At 53.0% G+C, this 22,237-nt stretch carries 18 protein-coding genes and 1 pseudogene; 3 read left to right on the top strand and 16 right to left on the bottom strand.

All coding sequences use genetic code 11. The features are described from left to right. The 16 genes from J4685_RS15460 to thpR form a co-directional block, all read right to left on the bottom strand. Window positions 1–1,062, bottom strand: a complete 1,062-nt coding sequence (locus J4685_RS15460) for a fimbrial protein StkG (protein WP_000765500.1) — start codon at window positions 1,060–1,062, stop codon at window positions 1–3. An 11-nt stretch (window positions 1,063–1,073) separates the two neighbouring features. After that, window positions 1,074–1,673 (bottom strand): fimbrial-like protein, encoded by a 600-nt coding sequence (locus J4685_RS15455; RefSeq protein WP_001186617.1) that lies wholly within the window; start codon window positions 1,671–1,673, stop codon window positions 1,074–1,076. 18 nt (window positions 1,674–1,691) lie between these two features. Beyond that, window positions 1,692–2,249, bottom strand: coding sequence for a fimbrial protein (locus J4685_RS15450; protein WP_000673423.1), 558 nt, complete (start codon window positions 2,247–2,249; stop codon window positions 1,692–1,694). A gap of 26 nt (window positions 2,250–2,275) precedes the next feature. Next, window positions 2,276–2,860, bottom strand: a complete 585-nt coding sequence (locus tag J4685_RS15445) for a fimbrial protein (protein ID WP_001267118.1) — start codon at window positions 2,858–2,860, stop codon at window positions 2,276–2,278. 22 nt (window positions 2,861–2,882) lie between these two features. Then, window positions 2,883–5,480 (bottom strand): outer membrane usher protein, encoded by a 2,598-nt coding sequence (locus tag J4685_RS15440; protein ID WP_000898830.1) that lies wholly within the window; start codon window positions 5,478–5,480, stop codon window positions 2,883–2,885. Between the two features lie 67 nt (window positions 5,481–5,547). Continuing rightward, window positions 5,548–6,300, bottom strand: coding sequence for a fimbrial chaperone (locus J4685_RS15435; RefSeq protein ID WP_000248433.1), 753 nt, complete (start codon window positions 6,298–6,300; stop codon window positions 5,548–5,550). An 86-nt stretch (window positions 6,301–6,386) separates the two neighbouring features. Further along, window positions 6,387–6,992 (bottom strand): fimbrial protein, encoded by a 606-nt coding sequence (locus tag J4685_RS15430; RefSeq protein ID WP_000466117.1) that lies wholly within the window; start codon window positions 6,990–6,992, stop codon window positions 6,387–6,389. 276 nt (window positions 6,993–7,268) lie between these two features. Beyond that, the gene (gene panD / locus J4685_RS15425) at window positions 7,269–7,649 is read right to left on the bottom strand and encodes an aspartate 1-decarboxylase (RefSeq protein WP_000621526.1); all 381 of its coding nucleotides are present in this window, start codon (window positions 7,647–7,649) and stop codon (window positions 7,269–7,271) included. 94 nt (window positions 7,650–7,743) lie between these two features. Beyond that, a complete protein-coding gene (panC, locus tag J4685_RS15420; protein WP_000905347.1) occupies window positions 7,744–8,598 on the bottom strand; it encodes a pantoate--beta-alanine ligase in 855 nt (284 codons plus the stop codon). A 125-nt stretch (window positions 8,599–8,723) separates the two neighbouring features. After that, a complete protein-coding gene (gene panB / locus J4685_RS15415) occupies window positions 8,724–9,515 on the bottom strand; it encodes a 3-methyl-2-oxobutanoate hydroxymethyltransferase (RefSeq protein WP_000805487.1) in 792 nt (263 codons plus the stop codon). Between the two features lie 120 nt (window positions 9,516–9,635). Continuing rightward, complete coding sequence (gene folK, locus J4685_RS15410) at window positions 9,636–10,115, bottom strand: 2-amino-4-hydroxy-6-hydroxymethyldihydropteridine diphosphokinase (RefSeq protein WP_000150774.1); 480 nt, start codon at window positions 10,113–10,115, stop codon at window positions 9,636–9,638. After that, window positions 10,112–11,509: a polynucleotide adenylyltransferase PcnB gene (gene pcnB, locus J4685_RS15405; RefSeq protein ID WP_203225359.1), complete on the bottom strand. Its 1,398-nt coding sequence runs from the start codon at window positions 11,507–11,509 to the stop codon at window positions 10,112–10,114. The genes folK and pcnB overlap by 4 nt, the downstream gene beginning before the upstream one ends. Before the next feature lie 161 nt (window positions 11,510–11,670). Beyond that, window positions 11,671–12,567, bottom strand: a complete 897-nt coding sequence (gene gluQRS, locus J4685_RS15400; RefSeq protein WP_001667835.1) for a tRNA glutamyl-Q(34) synthetase GluQRS — start codon at window positions 12,565–12,567, stop codon at window positions 11,671–11,673. Between the two features lie 68 nt (window positions 12,568–12,635). Further along, window positions 12,636–13,091: an RNA polymerase-binding protein DksA gene (gene dksA, locus J4685_RS15395; protein ID WP_001155232.1), complete on the bottom strand. Its 456-nt coding sequence runs from the start codon at window positions 13,089–13,091 to the stop codon at window positions 12,636–12,638. A gap of 176 nt (window positions 13,092–13,267) precedes the next feature. Continuing rightward, window positions 13,268–13,972 (bottom strand): DNA/RNA nuclease SfsA, encoded by a 705-nt coding sequence (gene sfsA / locus J4685_RS15390; RefSeq protein ID WP_000899408.1) that lies wholly within the window; start codon window positions 13,970–13,972, stop codon window positions 13,268–13,270. Between the two features lie 16 nt (window positions 13,973–13,988). Further along, entirely contained in the window at window positions 13,989–14,519 is a 531-nt protein-coding gene (thpR, locus tag J4685_RS15385; protein WP_001294173.1) for an RNA 2',3'-cyclic phosphodiesterase, read from the bottom strand. Between the two features lie 72 nt (window positions 14,520–14,591). Between thpR and hrpB the strand changes: the two genes are divergently transcribed. From hrpB to fhuA, 3 genes and pseudogenes are all read left to right on the top strand, one after another. Next, window positions 14,592–17,021, top strand: coding sequence for an ATP-dependent helicase HrpB (hrpB, locus tag J4685_RS15380; protein WP_024131528.1), 2,430 nt, complete (start codon window positions 14,592–14,594; stop codon window positions 17,019–17,021). Window positions 17,022–17,161: 140 nt separating this feature from the next. After that, window positions 17,162–19,684, top strand: a complete 2,523-nt coding sequence (gene mrcB, locus J4685_RS15375; protein ID WP_000918207.1) for a bifunctional glycosyl transferase/transpeptidase — start codon at window positions 17,162–17,164, stop codon at window positions 19,682–19,684. 292 nt (window positions 19,685–19,976) lie between these two features. Then, window positions 19,977–22,204, top strand: a pseudogene (gene fhuA / locus J4685_RS15370) (ferrichrome porin FhuA). The last annotated feature ends 33 nt before the right edge of the window (window positions 22,205–22,237 follow it).

The raw sequence follows: 22,237 nt of genomic DNA, 5'->3' as shown, positions 1-22,237 counted from the left end.
TTACTCGTAGGTTACCTGGAAGGTGACAGACGATCCGAAAATACCGGGTGTCACGGCCTCCGTCCCTGTTTTGACCAGCTTTGCTTTAAAGTTGGCGTTTACTGAGGTCACAGGCATCCCGATTATCTCGCCCACGGCAATGGCTTCTGGCGAACTGTCGGCATGAATTTGCGAATAGGCCGGTGAGCTTATTTTTACGCCGACGCCGCCAGCCGCGGTAACGCTTGAGTTGCTGGTAATCGAGTTGGTAAACAGGTTCTTATCCGCATTGGTATATGAGGATTTCGCCACGAACGAGACTGCAATCGTCCCGGTACAGGTTCCGGTAATCTGAAAAGGCACCTCGGTGGTCTGATCTTTCTCCACGTCGCTTCGGTACCAATCACCTAAATTCACGGTGGTGGGCGCGGTAAGAATACAGGTCGGTTCGGAGAATGGAATGTTAAACATCATATCAGAAATGGTGATTAGCGGGCGAGGATGGTCAGATTCAGAACCTATGGGGTCTCCGAGAACAATGTGCCCCAATGGGCCGCCGATTGAGCTAATAAAACCGACTCCCGAAGGCACGCCATTAAAGCCGGGCATCTGGTAGATTTCCATCACGGCGTACCATTTTTTTTCATGTTCGAAATAGCCTTCGTTGTCGTCAGCATAAGCGGTCATATAATATTGACCAGGATTGACGGGAAACCATCCGGTAATGCCTTTCCCTGCGGGGTATAACCCAATGGCATACGTAATGCCGGGTATATTGGTGCGAAACAACGCCTTACCGTCGACATACCCTTCAAGTAAGGTGTTGTCCGTCATCTGGTAAATGTTCTCTCCATCATCCCCCACTGCACAGTGGCTATGCATTTCCGGCGTTAATTCCATCGTAATACCGCTAGCCAGCAGCGTGGCGGTTTGCACCGAGGGGTGAAAGGTAATGATTGGTTGAACGCCTGGCGACATTATCTGTCGTGTATCGCCATTGTAAAATTTACATTCCAGGGCACCATAGGCTACGCCGGATGCGCTCAACAATAACAGTGCGGCCAGATAAGGGAATAGCTTCATCATAAATCCTTTTATTCGTAGCTGACGTCAACCAACACGTTGCTGGTGACAACGCCGCTGACAACTGCGCCCGTATTCTGATAGCGCGCGTAAAACTGATAATCCGTTAAATACAGCGAACTGCTTTTTCCGCTGACGTCGTAAACTACGTTAGAACTGCCATCGCTGTTTAAGACGTTAGTTTTATAGTCTGCCGAGAAAATGACGATACCAACGTTTTGCGCCGCGCCTGTTGTGGCATCATTTTTGAAAACCTGGTTTTGGTTGCTCCAAAAACCGGATTGCGGCGTAAAGCTGAACATCAACTGCTTGATGCTACTGTTATCTGCACAGTCTTCGAGACGCACGTTAAAAGGCGTGCCGCCCGCCTCGTCGGTAGGCGCATATTTACTGCTGCCGTCGTTATTGTAAAACCATGCCCGCGTGACGTTGGGAAGGTAGACTTCCCCCCCATTTACCAGACTGAGTTTGCAGGTGCTGTTAACAATACTGGCGGTCAGATTGATATCCAAATTGGAACCCGCCTGGCTGATGCCAGACCAAAACCCGCCTGTCAGACCCATAAGCAACACAAGACCGGGCTGGCGTAAAAGAAACAGTAATTGTTGCATAAACAAAGCACCTGAAAATTAAGGGTATGTCACAACAAAGGTGACCGGAGCCGTGACATCGCCGGCGGTGACGTCGCTCAGGCTTTTACCGTTTGCCACCACAATGCGTGACGTCATTGGGTAGGTACCCGCACCGTTGGTAATGGTCACCTCCTGTGCGGCTGGTGGCGTTTTACAAGACAGTTTCACCCCCGTGTCTGCATCGCCGCCCCAAATTTCGAAGGCGGTATTCAGGCCCGCCGCGTAAGAATCGCCGTCTAAATTATCACCGGAGCAGGTGCCGCCGGTGCCCGCTTTTGCTTCTACTTCTGCGATGGTTACGCCGGAACAATTGCTGAAGACAATGCTCAGTGGCATCGCTTTCTTGTTAAGATCCGATTTATATGTCTCACCATAGCCAATGGTGCTAACATTTTTTCCGTCACCATTAACGACGATAGCTTTACAGGTACCGGTTGTCACTGTGGTCTTAAAGGTCATTTGTACACTGTCGGTACCGGTAATAGCGGCTCTGACCACTCCAGAGAATAAGACGGCAGAAACGGATAATGTGATTAAAGCGGATGTAAATTTCATAGTGATGCTCCGTAGATCTGCGTTAATTACTCGTAGCTAAATACGAAAGTCGCAACGGCTGAGAAAGCCCCTGTGGTAGCCGAATTTGCCTTGGTCTCTTTCATGATGGCGATCAGCGGAACCTCTTTACTGTTAATTTCTACCTCACTCCAGACCAGACGTTCTGAATCGGCGGTGGAGTTAATAACAAAAGGTTCATCTGGTTTGGATGCGCGCGCTACTGACACCCCTATATAGTCGGCTGAGCCTTTTGTTCCATTCGTTAATATTTTTGTTGAATACCCGGATGGCGTTCCGTTGATTGATGTCTTTAATGATTGAAGCGATGCCGGGCATTCAACAATCACTAATTTAAAATCTGCCGTTGCTGTTCCCGCTCTTACATCATCAATACGAACTTCACCACTACTATTACCAATGATTAATTCCTGTACCGTGTCGGAGCCTGTACCACCGACCAGTTTCATGTTACACGTCGTCTCTAAAATTGTGGCCGTGAAATTAACATCCAGGTTAGTGGAGTTAGCGGCAAGCGCGCTTCCAGAAGCTGCCATTACGGCAAGTGCCGCGATGGGAAGACTGAGGCGGTTTCTTTTCATATAAACTCTCATTAGTTTTTCCCTAAACAGGTCATTACAGGTGACAAAGTTGATTGCTCAATACGGGGGTTAGTCCCGCTTTTGCCGTGGTTTCAGCTAATTGGTAACGCACCGTACAGGTGCTTTCTTTACCACTGCCCCACACCACGCGAAGTTCGCCTTGCGGTTCTACGCCGCGCACGTACGCCTGTCCGGCCTGGCCTACGGTACCGACAGTTTCATTTTTCTCGTTAAGGACATCTGCGCCTAAAGGAATAAAGCCTTTATCGCTACGCAGTAATTCCAGAATCAGTGAGCGACCTTCATCGGTTTCAAAATTCACCAGCACAACGGCGCCGCTGCGCGGTACGGTAACCGTGCTGGTGCTTTTGATTTCAACATCGTTCTCCAGTGTGCTGATATCCAGCGACACCCGGTTTTCGCGGTAGGCTGACATATACGGTAAAATGCCATAGCCTGAGCTGCCGATTTCGCTGCTGCTGTAGCCCAGTCCTGCGCCTTGTGCGCCGCTGGCTTTCACCAGTGCGACGGCGTCGGTTTCGCCAATGCTGCCCGGCGTGAACGCTACGCCGCCAGAATGCAGCACCATGCCACCGCTGTAACTGGCGGAATATTGCTGGCTATTGTCGTCGCCAAACGAGGCGGAAAGCCCTAATGGGCCATAGCTGCTGTTAAGGGAGCCAAAGCCACTTACCTGATTCAGGTTGCCGTAATTACCGCTGCTGGAGGTGGCGCTCACGGAGTAGCTGATGTCGCTATCTTTGGTATTACCGCTGGCGGTGGAGTTGACGTTAGTACCGCCCTTCATGTCAGAACGCAGGCCCATGTTGATATTGGAGAAACCGCCAGAGCGTTCCCCGTTGTGGGAGAACATACTCAACGGAATACTGAAACTTAAATAGACGCTATCGTCTTTACTGCCGTTCTGGTCATAGGCGCGTTGTAATGACACGCTATAGCTGCCGTAGGCAAAACTGTTGTTGTAACCCACGCTATAGTTGGCCGTGGAGCCCGCATCATTCCAGTAGTCCTGCCATGTTCCGCTGACATACACAGAGCCCCAGGTTGTTTCTCCCTGGTTTAAGGGCTGGTTGATGCTGATTTGCACCTGATTTTTGGTACGCTGGTAATCGTCATATAACTCATCACCTGAGCGATAACTTTGCTGCGCATATTGCTGATGTTTAACGCTGTCTTGCAAAGACGCGGCGTCATTCAGGCTGAGGTAGTCTTCAGTAGAAAAACGATAAGCAGCGACGTTAAATGAGGTATTGGTCGCCTCGATCATTTTGCTATAGGTCAGCCGGTAGTTTTGCCCGCTGAGCGTGCCTAAATCATCAATACTGGCGTGAGATTGCGTCACATCAAAGGCGAATGCGCCAATACCGGTGTTCATTGCCAGACCTAATAACCCAGCATAGAAATTCATATCGGTATACTGCGCGCCGATATAGCCGGTAAAGGTGTTGTTCAGGCCATAGTAAAACTGCGCGTAACCCACCTGCGGTTTATCATGTAAAGAATCATCGTTCAGCTCGCCGACGCCGATATCCCAGCGTGTCGCGCCGGGGCGTAACATTTGGGTGACTGACGAAAAGGGAACGGTAAAGCTGCGTTTGCTGCCGTCCGCTTCTTCTACGGTGACCAGCAGATCGTTACCATAACCTGTGGTGCTAAGGTCGTTAATCTCGAACGCCCCCGGCGGTACGGTGGTTTCGTAGATTTTATTGCCGCTTTGCATCACCGTGACTTTGGCATTGCTGTTGGCGACGCCGCGGATAACAGGCGCGTAGTTGCTGGAGCCCATCGGTAACATGCGGTCATCGTTATACATCCGTATCCCGCTCAGGCTGAAGGAGTCAAACGCATCGCCACGGGTGTAGGAGTCGCCTATCACCATTTGCGCTTTCAGCGCGGTGATATCTCGCTGTAAATAAACGTCCTGATTGTTGTATTCGCTACCGGTATCTTTGTTCCAGTTAAGGCTACCTCGGGAACGCAAACGCCACGGTCCCATATTTAAACCGTAACGTAGCTCCACGTAAGCGGTATCGGACGTTGTGCCATTGCCTTCACTGTGCCAGGCGTTCATATCATAAGAGACGATGGCCGCCGGAACGCCATCTTCCCACAGTGAGGGGTCAACATACCCGGCAGGACGTTTCAGGATATAAATCTGCGGGAAGTTGAGATCCATCGCCTGTTTGCCGGAATCGTAATTCGCCGTCGCACCGGGGTAGTATTTTTTTATATCCAGACACGTGGTGTTGTCGTCGACCTCGACGTCATCGCGCATTGCGGCGGGATCAACACCTGCCTGGGTGAGTAAAAGCGGCGTCAGACATGCACTGGCGCGTGGCGTACCGTTTTCATTAAAGGTAATTTCAGAGGTAGATTTCAACGCATTGTTAAGATTCACTTTCACACGATAGGTTCCGGCAAGCACCGGGTTGCCATACGCATAGCGACTAATATCGATATTAGCGCTGCTATTAAGTAAAAATTGCTCGTTAAATTCTACGGCTTCGTCCGACTCAACAACGGTTTTTTCTGCTGCTGAATTTGCAGCAGAAACGGAAAAAGGGAGTGCAGCGCCAATAGTAAGACATAATAATGAGCGTTGAAATAGCATTGTTTTTCCGAATAATTAACGTGGACCAGAATGGCCCACTACATTGGTACGTAATTGTTATAATTGATTAGTCTATTTTGGCTTCTCGTTTATTTGTGCCACCATTGTCATTAATGGTGCTATAGATAACGGTACCGTTAATATTATTCGAAAGGCCTTTTACGGGCATGCTGACCCCGCTAAAGGGTAAAACGGATTTGCTGTCGACAGTATATTCTTTACCGCCCACTTTTAATTTTACGTTGGAAATAGAAACGTTGTACGCGCTGTCATTTTGGGCAAATAGTGAAAGCGTATTGTCTTCTTTTTTCTGCGACCATTTCAGGTTTGCAGCCGCATCGCCAGGCGTGCCTTTCAGGCCATCCGGGCGGAAAAATAATTTGATCCGCGTGCGAAAGGCGAGTTGAAGTTGATTTAAACTCTCGCCTTCTTTCGCTTTTGATTTTGGCGGAATTTCCAGCACGTTAAACCAAAACAGCGATTCCCGATCCTGAGGTAATGTGCTACCCATATACGTAATACGCAAGGATTGCCCTTTTTGTGGATCGATACGAGATACCGGAGGCGTAATGACAAACGGCAGTTTTAGCTCCTGCGGGTCAACACCGTCACGCCCGTCATCCAGCCAGGTTTGCACCAGTAGAGGTTTATTGCCCCGGTTATCCAGGTTCACAATCACGTCTTTTGATGACGCTGGGTACACAATACGTGTTCCGGAAATGACGATATCCGCGTTTACCTGGAATGTGGCAAATGCCGTGAAGGCCGCGGCAGCGAAGCAGGTGGTTTTAAATCCCTTTGTAATAACCGTATTGACCATTTTACCCTCCCTGTAGGTATACTTTAAAATTAAAATCCCCCAGCACAGCCGCTGAGGGATTGGCTAATCTTTTTAAATACAAAGGATTAGTTATAAATAACGGTGAAGGCAACTTGTGCCTGTACGGTTCCTGCCGTTACCGGGCTGGTGTCTGCATTCCACTTCTGGCCTTGGGTGTAGGCTACGCGGTAGAACAGGTCACCAGTGCCATCAGCGGAAATAGTGGCTTTCTGCGTGTTGTTAGTCTGGTCAATTTTGATCAGATCGGTAGCGCCGTTACCGTTGTTAGCCAGCACCAGGTTAACGTTTTCTGCTGCTCCTTGCAGATTAGCCGGTGGTACTAACAGACCACCTGACGTTGAGCTGGAACCGCCCCAGGAATTAAATTGCGCGGAGGCATCTTTTACCGTTGCGTTATCACATTCGCTCAGATTCAGAGTGAACTGTTTTTCGCCCAGAGTACTATTATCACCCAGTGCGGTAGCGAAGTTTTTAACAAAAACGGTATCCAGCGTAATGTCAAAATCATTACCGTCTTGATCTATTTTATTATCAAGAGAGATTTTACAGGTATTGTTAGAAACCAGACCGTGGAAAGTAATAGTACCCGTATCTGGATCTGCTGCCATTGCAGACCCGGCACTCAAAGTCATTGCAATAAAAGCGGCTACGCCATATTTTCTGAAAAACATTTAGAATATCCATATTTTAGTGATAAATATAAATAAAATATATTTATATATCTTATTTGTTGAAATATTAAATTTCGAGACGGATTTTATAGAGAGTGGCGATGAAAGGGAATGAAGCCATCCATTAGAAATACTTTATCTTTTTTTAAGTAAAACTAATGCTTTATTATTTAAGCAATAAGATAAATAATAAATAATATTATTTATTGGTGATTTAAAAAAAGACAACCCGTCCCAAAATATGTTTTTCTGGAAGGGTTGTCCTATTATTGAAAATCAGGCAACCTGAACCGGAATGGCTTTCGCGGTGCGCTTCATTTCGTTGTCGCCTTCAAAATAGGCCACTTTCGGACGCCATGTACGCGCTTCTTCATCAGACATGGTGACGAAGCTGGCGATAATCACAATGTCGCCAACTTCAGCGCAGTGCGCCGCCGCACCGTTCACCGAGATGATTCTGGAGCCGCGTTCAGCCGCAATCGCATAGGTTGAGAAACGTTTCCCATTGGTCACGTTCCAGATATCAATCGCTTCGTTTTCCAGAATACCGGAGGCATCAAGGAAATCCTGGTCAATGGCACAGGAACCTTCGTAGTGCAGGTCCGCCTGCGTGACTTTTACACGGTGGAGCTTGCCTTGCAGCATGGTGCGAATCATAACTTCTTTACCCTGTCGTTTACCTTGGCTAAGCAGGCGCTTGTGGCCTGCTTTGGAAATTCTCAGGCAGTATTGCCCGATTTTTAACCCCTGTCTACTGGGCTAATGTAACGCTTTGATTATCGATCAGACGCGCCTGTCCCAGCCAGGCGGCAGCCAGAATCACTGCGCGTTTGCTGGTTTCCGTCAGCTCCAGCAGCGTGTCGGCATCACGGATTTGAATGTCGTCGGCACGGAAGCCTTTTTCATTCAGTTCCTGCTCGGCAATGGCAATAATCTCTTGCAGCTCACGATTACCCGCAATCAGTTTTTCAGCGATGCTATTCATCACGTTGTATAGACCCGGCGCAATTTTGCGCTGCTCTGCGGTCAGATAAGCGTTACGTGAGCTGAGCGCCAGACCGTCTTTGGCGCGAATAATCGGCACACCGACGATCTCAATGTCATAACTCATATCCGCCACCATTTTGCGGATCAGCGCCAGTTGCTGGAAATCCTTCTCGCCAAAGCAGGCGATATCCGGCTGGATCAGGTTGAACAGCTTGCTGACGATAGTCGAGACGCCGCGGAAGTGGCCCGGACGGCTGGCGCCTTCCAGCATGGTGGAGAGGCCGGGAACATCAACATACGTCTGGCCTTCCAGCCCCTGTGGGTAGATTTCCTCAACGGCTGGCGCAAAGACATAATCGACTTTGCGTTTGTTCAGCTTTTCACAATCTTCCTGCAGCGTGCGCGGATAACGCACCAGATCGTCCGGCCGATCAAACTGCATCGGATTGACGAAAATGCTGACGATCACCACATCAGCCCGGGCTTTTGCCTCATCGACCAGCTTCATATGGCCGTCGTGCAGGTTGCCCATGGTGGGAACCAGTGCGACGCGTTTACCTTCCTGACGCAGACGACGAATATGCTGGCGCAGCAGCGGCAGGGTTTCAATGATTAGCACAACAAAACTCCTTGAGTTGCTTGATGATCCTGCCCGATGGCGCTGCGCTTATCAGGCCTACATCCGTTGAGGATCTGTAGGCCGGATAAGACGCGTCGCGTCGCCATCCGGCACGGTCAGAAAAATTAGTGAAAGCTGTGTTCTTCGCCCGGATAAACGCCGGACTCCACTTCAGCCATATACTGCTGTACGGCGGCGCGCATGTCGCCCGCTTCGGCAAGGAAATTTTTCGCGAATTTTGGAATATGACCGCCGGTGATGCCAAACGCATCGTGCATCACCAGGATCTGACCGTCGGTGACGTTGCCCGCGCCGATGCCGATCACCGGAATCGACAGCGCTTCCGTGACGCGCTTCGCCAGCTCAACCGGCACGCATTCCAGCACCAGCAGTTGAGCGCCAGCGGCTTCTAAAGCCAGCGCATCATCCAGCAGTACCTGCCCGGCGTCGCCGCGGCCCTGAATTTTATAGCCGCCGAAGATATTCACCGACTGTGGCGTTAGCCCCAGATGACCACAAACCGGCACGGCGCGTTCGGTGAGCATTTTCACCGTATCAACCAGCCAGGCGCCGCCTTCAATTTTGACCATATTGGCCCCCGCACGCATCACGATAGCCGCATTTTCACATGCCTGTTCCGGGGTGGCGTAAGCCATAAACGGCAGGTCGGAGAGCAGCAGGCAGTTCGGCGCGCCGCGGCGTACCGCGCGGGTGTGGTAGGCGATATCTTCCACGGTGACAGGCAGGGTGGAGTCGTGCCCCTGAATTGTCATGCCCAGTGAGTCGCCAACCAGCATCACATTGATACCTTCGTCGGCAAATAACTTAGCGAAGCTGTAGTCGTAGGCGGTAATTGTCGCGAAGCGTTTTTTCTCTTGCTTGCATTTCTGCAGCAGTGAAATGGTGGTGGGTTTCATAACGTTTCCTGATGGTAAAAGTTATATTTCCCGGCATTCTAACAGTCATATTCAGGGGGGCAATTGATTTAAGCAATCGTTTGGCGCTAAAGCAGTAAACGCTAAAGTGGAGGCGATGTTTTACCAGTGGGCGGGTTTTGCAGCACCAAGATGGGTGAGATGCTGATGCAGGCTGGTACCATCCGGAAAGATCAGCTCCGGAGCGATTTCGAATAACGGCCACAGCATAAAACCGCGGTTTTTCATGTCGTAGTGCGGCACGGTCAGACGGTCGGTGTTAATGACTTCATCGCCAAACAGCATAATGTCGAGATCCAGCGTGCGCGGCCCCCAGCGTTCGGCCTTGCGCACCCGGCCCTGTTGCAGCTCAATGCGCTGGGTATGGTTAAGCAATTCTTCGGGGGCGAGAGCGGTATCCAGCGCCACCGCAGCGTTCAGGTAATCGGGCTGATCCTGTGGGCCAAGCGGCGGCGTGCGGTAAAACGAAGAAACCGCGACGATACGGCTATCGGGAATGTCGGCGATAGCCTTCAGGGCGGCATTGACCTGCTCCAGCGGAGAGGCCAGATTACTGCCAAGCGCGATATACGCGATCGTCATACGGTGCCCTCGCGGCGCGGCGCGCGTTTGCGCGGACGTGAACGACGGCGGCGTGGAGCAGGATCGTCGTCCAGCTCGTTGAGCATCCCTTTTTGTTCCGGCGGCGCGGAAGCCTGAAACTCGGCCCACCACTGCGCCAGACGTTGCAGTTCAGTATTATTTTCCACCTGAGCGCGCAGCTCCAGTAAATCAAACGCGGCGCGGAATTTGGGATGTTCCATCAGTTTCCAGGCGCGTTTGCCCTGACGTCGCGACATGCGTAACTGAAGCTGCCAAATATCACGGGTAAGCGTGGTAAGGCGTTTCGGGATCGCCAGTGAACGGCAGGCTTCATCCAGCACGTCATTCATGGCCAGCGCGAAAGCATCGTAATAGGCAAGGCCGCTCTCCTGAGCGATTTTTTGCGCCATCTCCAGCAGCGGATACCAGAACATGGCGGCAAACAAAAATGCCGGGTTAACGCGCATCTCGTTACGGATGCGGTTATCCGTATTCTTCAACACCTGCGCAATGATGCGTTCCATTGCGCTGTCGCCGTTTTCGGTGAAATAACGCGTAATGGTAGGAAACAACGGCTGGAAGAGGTGGTATTCCCGCAGTTGTTGATAGGTTTCGTAACCGTTCCCCGCCTGCAACAGCTTCAGCGACTCTTCGAACAGGCGCGCGGGAGGAATGTCGTTTAGCAAGGTTGCCAGACGCGGGATTGGCTCAGCCGTTTCAGGGCTGATACGCATATTGAGCTTCGCAGCGAAACGCACGGCGCGCAGCATTCGAACCGGATCTTCGCGGTAGCGCGTTTCCGGATTGCCGATCAGGCGAATCACGCCTTCTTTCAGATCCTGCATCCCGCCGACGTAATCGCGCACGGTAAAATCCGCCACGCTGTAGTAAAGGCTGTTGATGGTGAAATCGCGGCGCTGGGCATCTTCTTCGATAGAGCCGAAGATGTTGTCGCGCAGCAGCATACCGTTTTGCCCACGCTGGGAGGTCGTACGGTCGCTTTCACTGCCTTCATGATGACCACGAAACGTTGCCACTTCGATAATTTCCGGGCCAAACATCACGTGAGCCAGGCGGAAACGACGCCCCACCAGACGGCAATTGCGGAATAATTTCCGTACCTGATCCGGTGTTGCGTTGGTGGTCACGTCGAAATCCTTCGGCTTTTTACCGAGCAGGAGATCGCGGACGCCGCCGCCGACCAGGTAGGCTTCATAGCCCGCTTTGTTCAGCCTGTACAGTACCTTGAGGGCATTTTCACTGATATCTTTGCGGGAGATAGCGTGCTGTTCACGCGGGATAATCGTCATATGTGGACGGGCGATGGCTTGTTCTGCCTCGCTCTCCTCGCGGCTTAACACCTTACGGCAAAAATTAGCGACTCGGGTAAAAATAGCGCACCTCGGTAGTGTCATACATTAATAAGATCAACTTACTCTATGTCTTTCGCATTACGGCAGACGGGCGTAAGAGAGCAACGCGACCTGGGCTGTAAGCATCATTAACGCCGCAGCAATGCGAAAGACGATGAGCAAAAATAGCGGCTAATCATAGCTCAGCGAGACGCATTTGAGAATGCCGGATTTACATTAGCCGATGTGGGTACGGCTGTAAGCCTCCAGTGCGTCACCGCAAAGCGCAGCAACTCCTCAACCGACATCTCCTGCCACGCTACGACGTCGCGTTGGCCTAAAAAGCGCAATGCCTGGACCAGTACCGGGCGCGGATCGCCTGTCGCAAGCGCAGGGGCATGATTTTGCTTGGAAAGTTTAGCGCCTTGTTCGTTGAGCGCCAGCGGAAGGTGCACGTAACCAGGCGCACGCCAGCCAAACTGTTTATACAGAGAAAGTTGTCGGACAGTGGGTTCGATTAAATCTGCGCCGCGGACGATCTCCGTCACCCCCTGAAAATGATCGTCGACCACCACGGCCAGATTATAAGCAAACAGTCCGTCGCGGCGGTGGATAATAAAATCTTCGCTAGCCAGCTGCGGGTCAGCCTGGATGTCGCCGCGCAAGGCATCATGGAAATGCATCACCGGATGCTGCTGTTTAATTCTGACGGCGGCATTCTCCGGCCCGTGGCATAACGTCCGGCAATGGCCGTCGTAAATACCGCCCAGACGTTGAATGCGCGAGCGGGGGCAAGTGCAGTAGTAGCTCAGTCCCTGCTCGTGAAGCCAGGCCAGCGCCTCGCGATAAGCCTCATGACGCTGTGATTGCCATAAGACCTCGCCATCCCAGTGCAGGCCGTAATGTTCCAGCTGGCGCAGAATGGTCGCTGCGGCACCGGGAACTTCACGTGGGGGGTCGATATCCTCTATGCGAACGCGCCAAATTCCGCGTTGCGCACGGGCTTGTAGATAGCTGCCGAGGGCGGCGATTAACGAGCCGAAATGCAGTTCGCCGGATGGCGATGGCGCGAAACGGCCAATATAGTGTGAGTCAGTCATGCTGCGGGCAATAAAGAATAAGGCGGGAAAACTCCCGCCTGTCATAAATAGGGTAGAAACGAACGGGATTAACCCGCCATCTGTTTTTCGCGAATTTCAGCCAGCGTTTTGCAGTCGATGCACAGATCGGCTGTTGGACGCGCTTCCAGGCGGCGGATACCAATCTCCACCCCGCAGGACTCGCAATAACCGAAGTCTTCATCTTCCACTTTCTTCAGCGTCTTCTCGATCTTTTTGATCAGTTTGCGCTCACGGTCACGATTACGTAACTCCAGGCTAAACTCCTCTTCCTGCGCGGCGCGATCGACCGGATCGGGGAAGTTGGCGGCTTCGTCCTGCATGTGCGTCACAGTGCGATCGACTTCATCCCGGAGTTGATTACGCCATGCTTCAAGAATACGCTTGAAGTGCGATAGCTGGGCTTCGTTCATATACTCTTCGCCCGGTTTCTCCTGGTACGGCTCCACCCCAGCGATGGCGAGAATACTCAGGGACGATGTTTTACGGTTTTGCCCTTCTTGCATGTTGCTTCTCCTTAACACGCACTATCGATCCCCATGTTCGGGGGAAAATCAGGTCGCTATAAATAGCAGATGCTTTTCCGGATAGCAATTATCTAAACGTAACACTTGACAACCCTGTGAGGAAAAGCGTATTTACGCACGCGGCCAGAATACTTAATAATCAGGCTGTTATTCCACTACAACGTTATGGGTACTGGTTCGTTCAGTTCCATTTTTTGGGCTGAAAGTTCTGCTTTATAAGCTAAAACTTCCACGCCTTTATTCTGAGCCTCGCTCAATAGCTGCGCGTATTTTATATCGATATGACGTGCGGGGGAAAAACGTGTAATGGCGGAGTGCAGCACCGCGAACACCACCACCGCGCGATGACCTGCCGCCGCAACGCCCATCAACTCCCGAAGATGTTTTTGCCCTCGTTCGGTGATGGCGTCGGGAAAATAACCGTTTTCTTTTTCCGCTAACGTGACCGATTTCACTTCAATATAGCAGTCCGGGCGGAAATCTGCCTGTAACATAAAATCTATACGGCTGCGTTCGGCGCCATATTTGACTTCACTTTTCAGAATATTGTACCCCGCCAGCGCCGGCAGGCGATTCTCCTGAATTGCTTCTTTCGTTAGCTGGTTCGCCCGCAGCGTATTCACGCAAATGAATGCGCCGAATTGCGTTTCAGTCAATTCCCAGGTATGCGGATATTTGCGTTTAGTATTTTCTGATGTCGAATACCAGACGGTATCGCCAGGCGTGGCGCAGCCGGTCATCGCGCCAGTATTAGGACAGTGCAGCGTAAGCGTCGTACCGTCAGGGGTGATGACATCAGCTAAAAAACGTTTATAGCGCTGAATCAACGTAGCGCGTTGTAAAGGGGGTGAGAATAGCATCGACATTCCTTGATTATTATTCGCTCAGCGTCCAGCGCTGCAGTTCGGCATAGCGGGTACGGCCTTGCCCATACGAAGAGGCGTAAAGCGCAAACGATGTGACCGGAAATGACCAGCAAAAGCCCGGCGGCGGGATAGCCACCGTATGGCTGGCGTCGCGCAGCAGCGTAATATGCGGGTGAAAAGGCTGCGGGCTTTGGTAACAACCGCTGCGGGCGGCCTGCGCGCGCAGCATATTAGCCAACTGCAACAACCCGCGCGGCGGCTGGCGCATCCCCAGCCACACTACGCGCGAACGCAGCCACTGACCGGCGTCATCCAGATGTAGCGTAAAGCCCGGCTGGCGAATTCGTCCGGCCAGTTGCACAAGCGCGCACTGCTTATCGTTACTGACGTCGCCTAAAAAGGCCAGCGTCAGGTGTAGGTTCGCCGCTGCCACGGGGCGTCCGTCTTCAGACGCAAAATGGGCGGCGCGCCAGGCGATAATTTGCGCGCGCGCGTCGTCGGGTAAGTCAATAGCAAAAAACAGCCGTTTTGGCTCAGACATAGGGATACTCGGTTATGGATTAACACGATGCTACAATGCGGCGCAAAGAAAGTTAACCCCGTGGAGCCGTTTGTGACGTCATTGCCCGTTGCCGCCGTATTGCCTGAATTGTTGACAGCCCTAAAAACCGCGCCGCAGGTTTTGTTGTCCGCGCCTACCGGGGCGGGGAAATCCACCTGGCTGCCGTTGCAACTCCTGCAACAGGGGCCAGTTGCTGGAAAAATCCTTCTGCTTGAACCGCGTCGTCTGGCGGCGCGTAATGTCGCGCAGCGTCTGGCGGAAGCGTTGAATGAAAAGCCTGGCGAAACGGTAGGTTACCGGATGCGCGCGCAAAGCTGCGTGGGGCCGCGTACCCGGCTGGAAGTGGTGACAGAAGGCGTATTGACCAGAATGATTCAGCGCGATCCCGAATTACGCGGCGTGGGGCTGGTGATACTGGATGAATTTCATGAGCGCAGTTTACAGGCGGATTTAGCGTTGGCGCTGTTGCTGGATATCCAGCAAGGGCTCCGTGACGATCTCAGGCTGTTAATCATGTCTGCGACGCTGGATAACGACAGGCTTTGTCAGCGACTGCCTGATGCGCCGACGATCGTCTCGGAGGGGCGCGCGTTCCCGGTGGAGCGACGTTATCAGCCGCTCGCGACGCATTTGCGTTTTGATGAAGCCATCGCGATGGCGACAGCGGAACTGTTGCGCAATGAAAACGGTTCGCTGCTGCTATTTTTACCCGGCGTAGGTGAAATACAGCGCGTTCATGAACATCTGGCGTCGCGGGTAGGCAGCGATGTCCTGCTTTGTCCGCTGTATGGCGCATTGTCTTTGGAGGCGCAACGCAAAGCAATTGTTCCCGCCCCCGCCGGGATGCGTAAAGTGGTGTTGGCGACTAACCTTGCCGAAACCAGTTTGACGATTGAAGGGATTCGTCTGGTCGTCGATAGCGCTCAGGAGCGCGTGGCGCGATTCGACGCGCGAACGGGACTGACGCGGCTGGTTACGCAGCGTATCAGTCAGGCGTCAATGACGCAGCGCGCGGGGCGCGCCGGACGACTGGCGCCGGGGATCTGTTTACATCTGCTGGCCAAAGAACAGGCGGAGCGGGCGGCGGCGCAAAGCGATCCGGAAATCTTACACAGCGACCTCTCCGGTTTGTTGATGGAAGTGTTGCAGTGGGGATGTCACGATCCGGCATCGCTTTTCTGGCTGGACAGGCCGCCGGAAGTGAATCTTCAGGCCGCCCGCCGTTTATTATTGGTGTTAGGCGCGCTGGAGGGCGAGCGATTAAGCGCGCGGGGGCAGAAAATGGCGGCAATGGGTAACGATCCGCGCCTGGCGGCAATGTTAGTCAACGCCGGCGAGGGCGATAGCGCCGCCACTGCCGCCATGCTCGCGGCCATCCTTGAGGACCCGCCGCGCGGCGGCGGTACGGATTTAAGCGTAGTATTTTCGCGGCGACAGCCGGGCTGGCAGCAGCGTAGCCAGCAGCTTTTAAAACGGCTGCAGGTGCGTAATGGCGAGCCGGATAGCACGCTTATTATGCCGCTGTTGGCCAGAGCGTTTAGCGACCGCATCGCGCGGCGTCGCGGTCAGGAAGGGCGCTATCAGTTAGCCAATGGTATGGGCGCGATGTTAGATGTGGATGACGCGTTGGGACGTCATGAATGGCTGATCGCGCCGCTGTTGCTGCAAGGTAGCGCCTCGCCGGACGCCCGAATATTGTTGGCGCAGCCGCTGGATATTGCCTCGCTGATTCAGGCGTGTCCTGATTTACTGCGCCAGTCTGACACGGTTGAATGGGACGAGGCGCAGGGAACGTTGAAAGCGTGGCGCAGAATGCGTATTGGACAGTTGACGGTTAACGTTCAGCCACTGGCGAAGCCGTCTGAAGAGGAGCTTCATCAGGCGATGCTGAACGGCATCCGCGATAAAGGCCTGTCCGTCCTTAACTGGACGCCGGAAGCGGAGCAGTTCCGTCTGCGTCTGCACTGCGCGGCGAAATGGCTGCCGGAATATGACTGGCCTGCCGTGGATGAGGCGTCGCTGCTGGCGACTTTGGAAAACTGGTTGCTGCCGCACATGACAGGCGTACAGTCGTTACGGAGTCTGAAATCTCTGAATGTGACTCAGGCATTACGGGGACTGCTTGACTATCCCCTGCTGCAACGTCTGGATAGTGAACTGCCTGGGCATTACACTGTGCCGACGGGAAGCCGAATAACGATTCGTTATCATGAAGATAACCCGCCCGCACTGGCGGTCAGAATGCAGGAAATGTTCGGCGAGGCAAGTACGCCGACGCTTGCGCAGGGGCGAGTGCCGCTGGTGCTGGAACTGCTTTCGCCAGCGCAGCGACCGCTACAGATTACGCGCGATTTAAGCGCTTTCTGGCAGGGGGCGTATCGCGAAGTGCAAAAAGAGATGAAGGGTCGTTACCCCAAACATGTCTGGCCGGACGATCCGGCGAATACGGCCCCAACGCGGCGCACGAAGAAGTATTCGTGACGTGTTATACGTTGCCTCCAGGCCGGATAAGGCGTTAATCGCCCTCCGGCGAAAGGGTAAATTGAGAGATTTCTTCTTCTGTCGTCTGGCGGAAGAATAGAGAATCGGGCCTTTGCGCCTGTATGTTGCGGAGAAAAAGCATGGCGGGGAATGACCGCGAGCCGATTGGACGTAAGGGGAAATCGTCACGTCCTGTGAAACAAAAGGTGAGCCGTCGTCGGCAGCATGACGACGATTATGATGATGACTATGAGGATGAAGAACCGATGCCGCGTAAAGGTAAGGGCAAAGGGCGTAAGCCTCGTGGCAAGCGCGGCTGGCTGTGGCTATTGCTAAAACTGTTTATCGTTTTTGTGGTGCTGTTCGCCATTTACGGCGTCTATCTGGATCAAAAAATCCGCAGCCGTATTGATGGCAAGGTCTGGCAGCTTCCGGCGGCGGTATATGGCAGGATGGTGAACCTTGAGCCAGACATGCCTGTCAGCAAAAACGAGATGGTGAAATTGCTGGAAGCGACGCAGTATCGTCTGGTGACGAAGATGACCCGTCCCGGCGAATTTACCGTGCAGGCCAATAGCATTGAGATGATCCGTCGTCCGTTTGACTTCCCGGACAGCAAAGAAGGGCAGGTGCGCGCGCGGCTGACGTTCAGTGACGGGCGTCTGGAAACCATCGTCAATCTGGATAACAACCGCCAGTTTGGCTTCTTCCGTCTCGATCCGCGGCTTATCACCATGCTTTCTTCGCCAAATGGCGAGCAGCGTTTATTCGTCCCGCGCAGCGGTTTCCTGGATCTGCTGGTCGATACGCTGTTGGCGACAGAAGACCGTCATTTCTATGAGCATGATGGCATTAGTCTTTACTCTATCGGGCGTGCGGTGCTGGCCAACCTGACGGCGGGACGCACGGTGCAGGGGGCCAGTACGCTGACCCAGCAGCTGGTGAAGAACCTGTTCCTCTCCAGCGAAAGATCATACTGGCGTAAAGCGAATGAAGCCTACATGGCGCTGATCATGGATGCCCGTTACAGTAAAGATCGTATTCTTGAGCTGTACATGAACGAGGTCTACCTCGGTCAAAGCGGGGACAATGAAATTCGCGGTTTTCCGCTGGCGAGCCTGTATTACTTTGGCCGTCCGGTAGAGGAACTGAGCCTCGATCAGCAGGCGTTACTGGTGGGGATGGTAAAAGGGGCGTCGATTTATAACCCGTGGCGTAACCCGAAACTGGCGTTGGAGCGTCGTAACCTGGTGTTACGCCTGTTACAGCAGCAGAAAATCATCGATCAGGAACTCTATGACATGCTGAGCGCGCGTCCGCTTGGCGTACAGCCGCGCGGCGGCGTTATTTCACCGCAGCCAGCGTTTATGCAGATGGTTCGTCAGGAACTGCAGGCGAAGCTGGGGGATAAAATTAAAGATCTCTCCGGCGTGAAGATCTTCACCACCTTTGACTCCGTGGCGCAGGATGCCGTAGAAAAAGCCGTTGTCGAAGGCATTCCGGCGTTGAAGAAGCAGCGTAAATTGAGCGATCTGGAAACTGCGATGGTGGTAGTGGATCGCTTTAGCGGCGAGGTACGCGCGATGGTTGGCGGGGCGGAGCCGCAGTATGCCGGCTATAACCGTGCCATGCAGGCGCGCCGTTCCATCGGGTCGCTGGCGAAACCGGCGACCTATCTGACCGCGTTAAGTCAGCCGAACTTATACCGTCTGAACACCTGGATTGCCGATGCGCCGATTTCTCTGCGCCAGCCGAATGGTCAGGTCTGGTCGCCGCAGAACGACGATCGTCGCTACAGCGAAAGCGGGAAAGTGATGCTGGTGGATGCGTTAACTCGCTCAATGAACGTACCGACGGTCAATCTGGGGATGGCGCTAGGTTTACCGGCGGTAACCGATACCTGGACGAAGCTCGGCGTGCCGAAAGATCAGCTCAATCCGGTTCCGGCGATGCTGTTAGGGGCGCTGAACCTGACGCCGATCGAAGTGGCGCAAGCGTTCCAGACTATCGCCAGCGGCGGAAATCGCGCTCCGTTATCAGCGCTGCGTTCGGTTATTGCGGAAGATGGTAAAGTGCTGTACCAAAGTTATCCGCAAGCTGAACGCGCCGTACCGGCACAGGCGGCTTACCTGACGCTCTGGACAATGCAGCAGGTCGTCCAGCGTGGTACGGGGCGTCAGCTTGGCGCGAAATATCCGGGTCTGCATCTGGCGGGTAAAACCGGGACGACAAACAACAATGTCGATACCTGGTTTGCCGGTATCGACGGCAGCCAGGTGACTATCACCTGGGTAGGCCGTGATAACAACCAGCCGACGAAATTGTACGGCGCCAGCGGCGCGATGGCGATTTACCAGCGCTATCTGGCGAACCAGACGCCGACGCCTTTAGTTCTGACGCCGCCGGAAGATGTGGTGGATATGGGCGTTGATTACGACGGTAATTTTGTCTGTAGCGGCGGTATGCGCACTCTGCCGGTCTGGACGGACGATCCAAATACGCTGTGCCAGCAGGGCGAGATGATGCAGCAGCAACAGCAGCCGTCAGGCAATCCGTTCGATCAGTCGTCTCAGCCGCAGCAGCCAGCGCAGCAACAGCCGCCGAAAGAAGAGAAGAGCGACGGCGTTGCCGGCTGGATTAAGGAGATGTTCGGCGGCAATTAATCACGGTAATAGTACCGGGTGGCGCTGTGCTTACCCGGTCTACACCGTTACGACCCCATTATGTGCGACGTAGGCCGAATAAGACGCTTACGTCGCCATCCGGCAAATCCTCCATAAATAACATTTCAGTCTAATTTATTAACCCTTCCTTTTCATCTGGTTATTTCTTAACCCCTTAGTTTTCGTAGGGCCGCGTATCGCTTGCCATTGCGACGATATTTCGCCTATCATGCTGCGGTTACAATAATAATTATCGTTTACGTTATCATTCACTTTCATCAGAGATATACCAATGGCGCGTCTTAAAACTGCTCAGCCAAACTCCTCACTGCGTAAAATCGCAGTTGTAGTAGCCACAGCGGTTAGCGGCATGTCTGTCTATGCACAGGCGGCGGTTCAACCGAAAGAAGAAACCATTACCGTAACCGCAGCGCCCGCGCCGCAGGAAAGTGCCTGGGGACCGGCGGCAACCATCGCTGCAAGACAATCCGCCACGGCAACCAAAACGGACACGCCGATTCAAAAGGTGCCGCAGTCTATTTCCGTTGTTACCGCCGAAGAGATGGCGTTGCATCAGCCAAAGTCGGTTAAAGAAGCGTTGAGTTATACCCCTGGCGTTGCCGTGGGCACTCGTGGCGCGTCCAATACTTACGCGGTTTCGCCGCTGATGGCCAAAGCCAGAATAATTATCTGAATGGCCTGAAAATGCAGGGCAACTTCTATAATGATGCGGTGATAGACCCTTATATGCTGGAACGCGCGGAAGTGATGCGTGGTCCGGTTTCCGTTCTGTACGGGAAAAGTAGCCCTGGCGGTTTGCTGAATATGGTTAGCAAGCGCCCGACGACGGAGCCGCTGAAAGAAATTCAGTTCAAGATGGGTACTGACAGCCTGTTCCAGACTGGTTTTGACTTCAGCGACGCGCTGGATGAAGAGGGCGTATATTCTTATCGTTTGACCGGTCTGGCGCGTTCCGCCAATGCGCAGCAGGATCGAGCGGAAGAGCAGCGCTATGCGATTGCGCCAGCGTTCACCTGGCGTCCGGATGACAAGACGAACTTTACGTTTCTCTCTTATTTCCAGAATGAACCAGAGACGGGTTACTACGGCTGGCTGCCGAAAGAGGGAACGGTTGAGCCGCTGCCAAACGGTAAACGTCTGCCAACAGATTTCAACGAAGGGGCGAAAAACAATACCTATTCTCGAAATGAGAAGATGGTAGGGTACAGTTTCGATCATGAATTCAACGACATCTTTACCGTGCGCCAGAATTTGCGTTATGCCGAGAATAAAGTCTCGCAAAATAGCGTCTATGGTTATGGCGTTTGTTCCGATCCGGCAAACGGTTACAGCAAGCAGTGCGCGGCGTTAGCGCCAGCGGACAAAGGTCATTATCTGGCGCGTAAATATGTTGTTGACGACGAGAAACTGCAAAACTTCTCCGTTGATACTCAGTTGCAAAGTAAATTTGCCACCGGTGAGGTGGATCACACGCTGCTGACCGGCGTCGACTTTATGCGTATGCGTAACGATATCAATGCCTGGTTTGGCTACGACGACTCCGTACCTCTGCTTGACCTCTATAACCCGGTGTACACTGATTTCGACTTTGCTTCACGAGATCCGGCAACATCCGGCCCGTACCAGATTTTGAATAAGCAAAAGCAAACGGGTCTGTACGTCCAGGACCAGGCACAGTGGGATAAAGTCCTGGTAACATTGGGGGGGCGTTACGACTGGGCCGATCAAGAGTCTCTTAACCGCACTACTGGCATCACATCTAAACGTGATGATAAGCAGTTTACCTGGCGTGGTGGCGTTAACTACCTGTTTGATAATGGAATAACGCCTTACTTCAGTTATAGTGAATCGTTTGAGCCAGCTTCACAGACGGGAGAGAACGGTAAAATATTCGCACCTTCGAAAGGTAAGCAGTATGAAGCGGGGGTTAAATATGTACCGAATGATCGGCCGATAGTCATTACCGGTGCGGTCTATCAGTTGACCAAAACCAACAACCTGATGGCTGATCCTGCGGGGTCTTTCTTCTCGGTTGAAGGCGGTGAAATTCGCGCCCGCGGCGTGGAATTAGAAGCGAAAGCGGCGCTTTCTGCAAGCATTAACGTCGTGGGTTCTTACACCTATACTGACGCCGAATACACGACGGATACGACCTATAAAGGTAATACTCCTGCACAGGTGCCAAAGCATATGGCGTCGTTGTGGGGCGATTACACTTTCTTTGATGGCCCATTGTCCGGTTTAACGCTGGGGACCGGCGGGCGTTTCACGGGGTCAAGCTATGGCGATCCGGCAAACTCCTTTAAAGTAGGAAGTTATACGGTTGTCGATGCATTGGTACGTTATGACCTTGCGCGCGTAGGCATGGCAGGCTCCAACGTTGCTCTCCATGTCAATAATCTGTTTGATCGCGAATACGTCGCCAGCTGCTTCCAGACGTACGGCTGTTTCTGGGGCGCAGAACGTCAGGTCGTTGCAACGGCAACCTTCCGTTTCTAATTTCTTTTTGGGCACGGCTTGCCGTGCCCGTTT

The organism is Salmonella sp. 32100201201700099SM (assembly GCF_017572645.1).
Classification (GTDB): domain Bacteria; phylum Pseudomonadota; class Gammaproteobacteria; order Enterobacterales; family Enterobacteriaceae; genus Salmonella; species Salmonella enterica.
This window is presented reverse-complemented; position numbering and strand designations above follow the sequence as displayed.

Excerpts from the sequence above, each read along its gene's own strand:
- J4685_RS15460 (WP_000765500.1), bottom strand. The coding sequence starts at position 1,062 with ATGAAGCTATTCCCTTATCTGGCCGCACTGTTATTGTTGAGCGCATCC.
- J4685_RS15455 (WP_001186617.1), bottom strand. The coding sequence starts at position 1,673 with ATGCAACAATTACTGTTTCTTTTACGCCAGCCCGGTCTTGTGTTGCTT.
- J4685_RS15450 (WP_000673423.1), bottom strand. The coding sequence starts at position 2,249 with ATGAAATTTACATCCGCTTTAATCACATTATCCGTTTCTGCCGTCTTA.
- J4685_RS15445 (WP_001267118.1), bottom strand. The coding sequence starts at position 2,860 with ATGAGAGTTTATATGAAAAGAAACCGCCTCAGTCTTCCCATCGCGGCA.
- J4685_RS15440 (WP_000898830.1), bottom strand. The coding sequence starts at position 5,480 with ATGCTATTTCAACGCTCATTATTATGTCTTACTATTGGCGCTGCACTC.
- J4685_RS15435 (WP_000248433.1), bottom strand. The coding sequence starts at position 6,300 with ATGGTCAATACGGTTATTACAAAGGGATTTAAAACCACCTGCTTCGCT.
- J4685_RS15430 (WP_000466117.1), bottom strand. The coding sequence starts at position 6,992 with ATGTTTTTCAGAAAATATGGCGTAGCCGCTTTTATTGCAATGACTTTG.
- panD (WP_000621526.1), bottom strand. The coding sequence starts at position 7,649 with ATGATTCGCACCATGCTGCAAGGCAAGCTCCACCGTGTAAAAGTCACG.
- panB (WP_000805487.1), bottom strand. The coding sequence starts at position 9,515 with ATGAAACCCACCACCATTTCACTGCTGCAGAAATGCAAGCAAGAGAAA.
- folK (WP_000150774.1), bottom strand. The coding sequence starts at position 10,115 with ATGACGATCGCGTATATCGCGCTTGGCAGTAATCTGGCCTCTCCGCTG.
- gluQRS (WP_001667835.1), bottom strand. The coding sequence starts at position 12,567 with ATGACTGACTCACACTATATTGGCCGTTTCGCGCCATCGCCATCCGGC.
- dksA (WP_001155232.1), bottom strand. The coding sequence starts at position 13,091 with ATGCAAGAAGGGCAAAACCGTAAAACATCGTCCCTGAGTATTCTCGCC.
- sfsA (WP_000899408.1), bottom strand. The coding sequence starts at position 13,972 with ATGCTATTCTCACCCCCTTTACAACGCGCTACGTTGATTCAGCGCTAT.
- thpR (WP_001294173.1), bottom strand. The coding sequence starts at position 14,519 with ATGTCTGAGCCAAAACGGCTGTTTTTTGCTATTGACTTACCCGACGAC.
- mrcB (WP_000918207.1), top strand. The coding sequence starts at position 17,162 with ATGGCGGGGAATGACCGCGAGCCGATTGGACGTAAGGGGAAATCGTCA.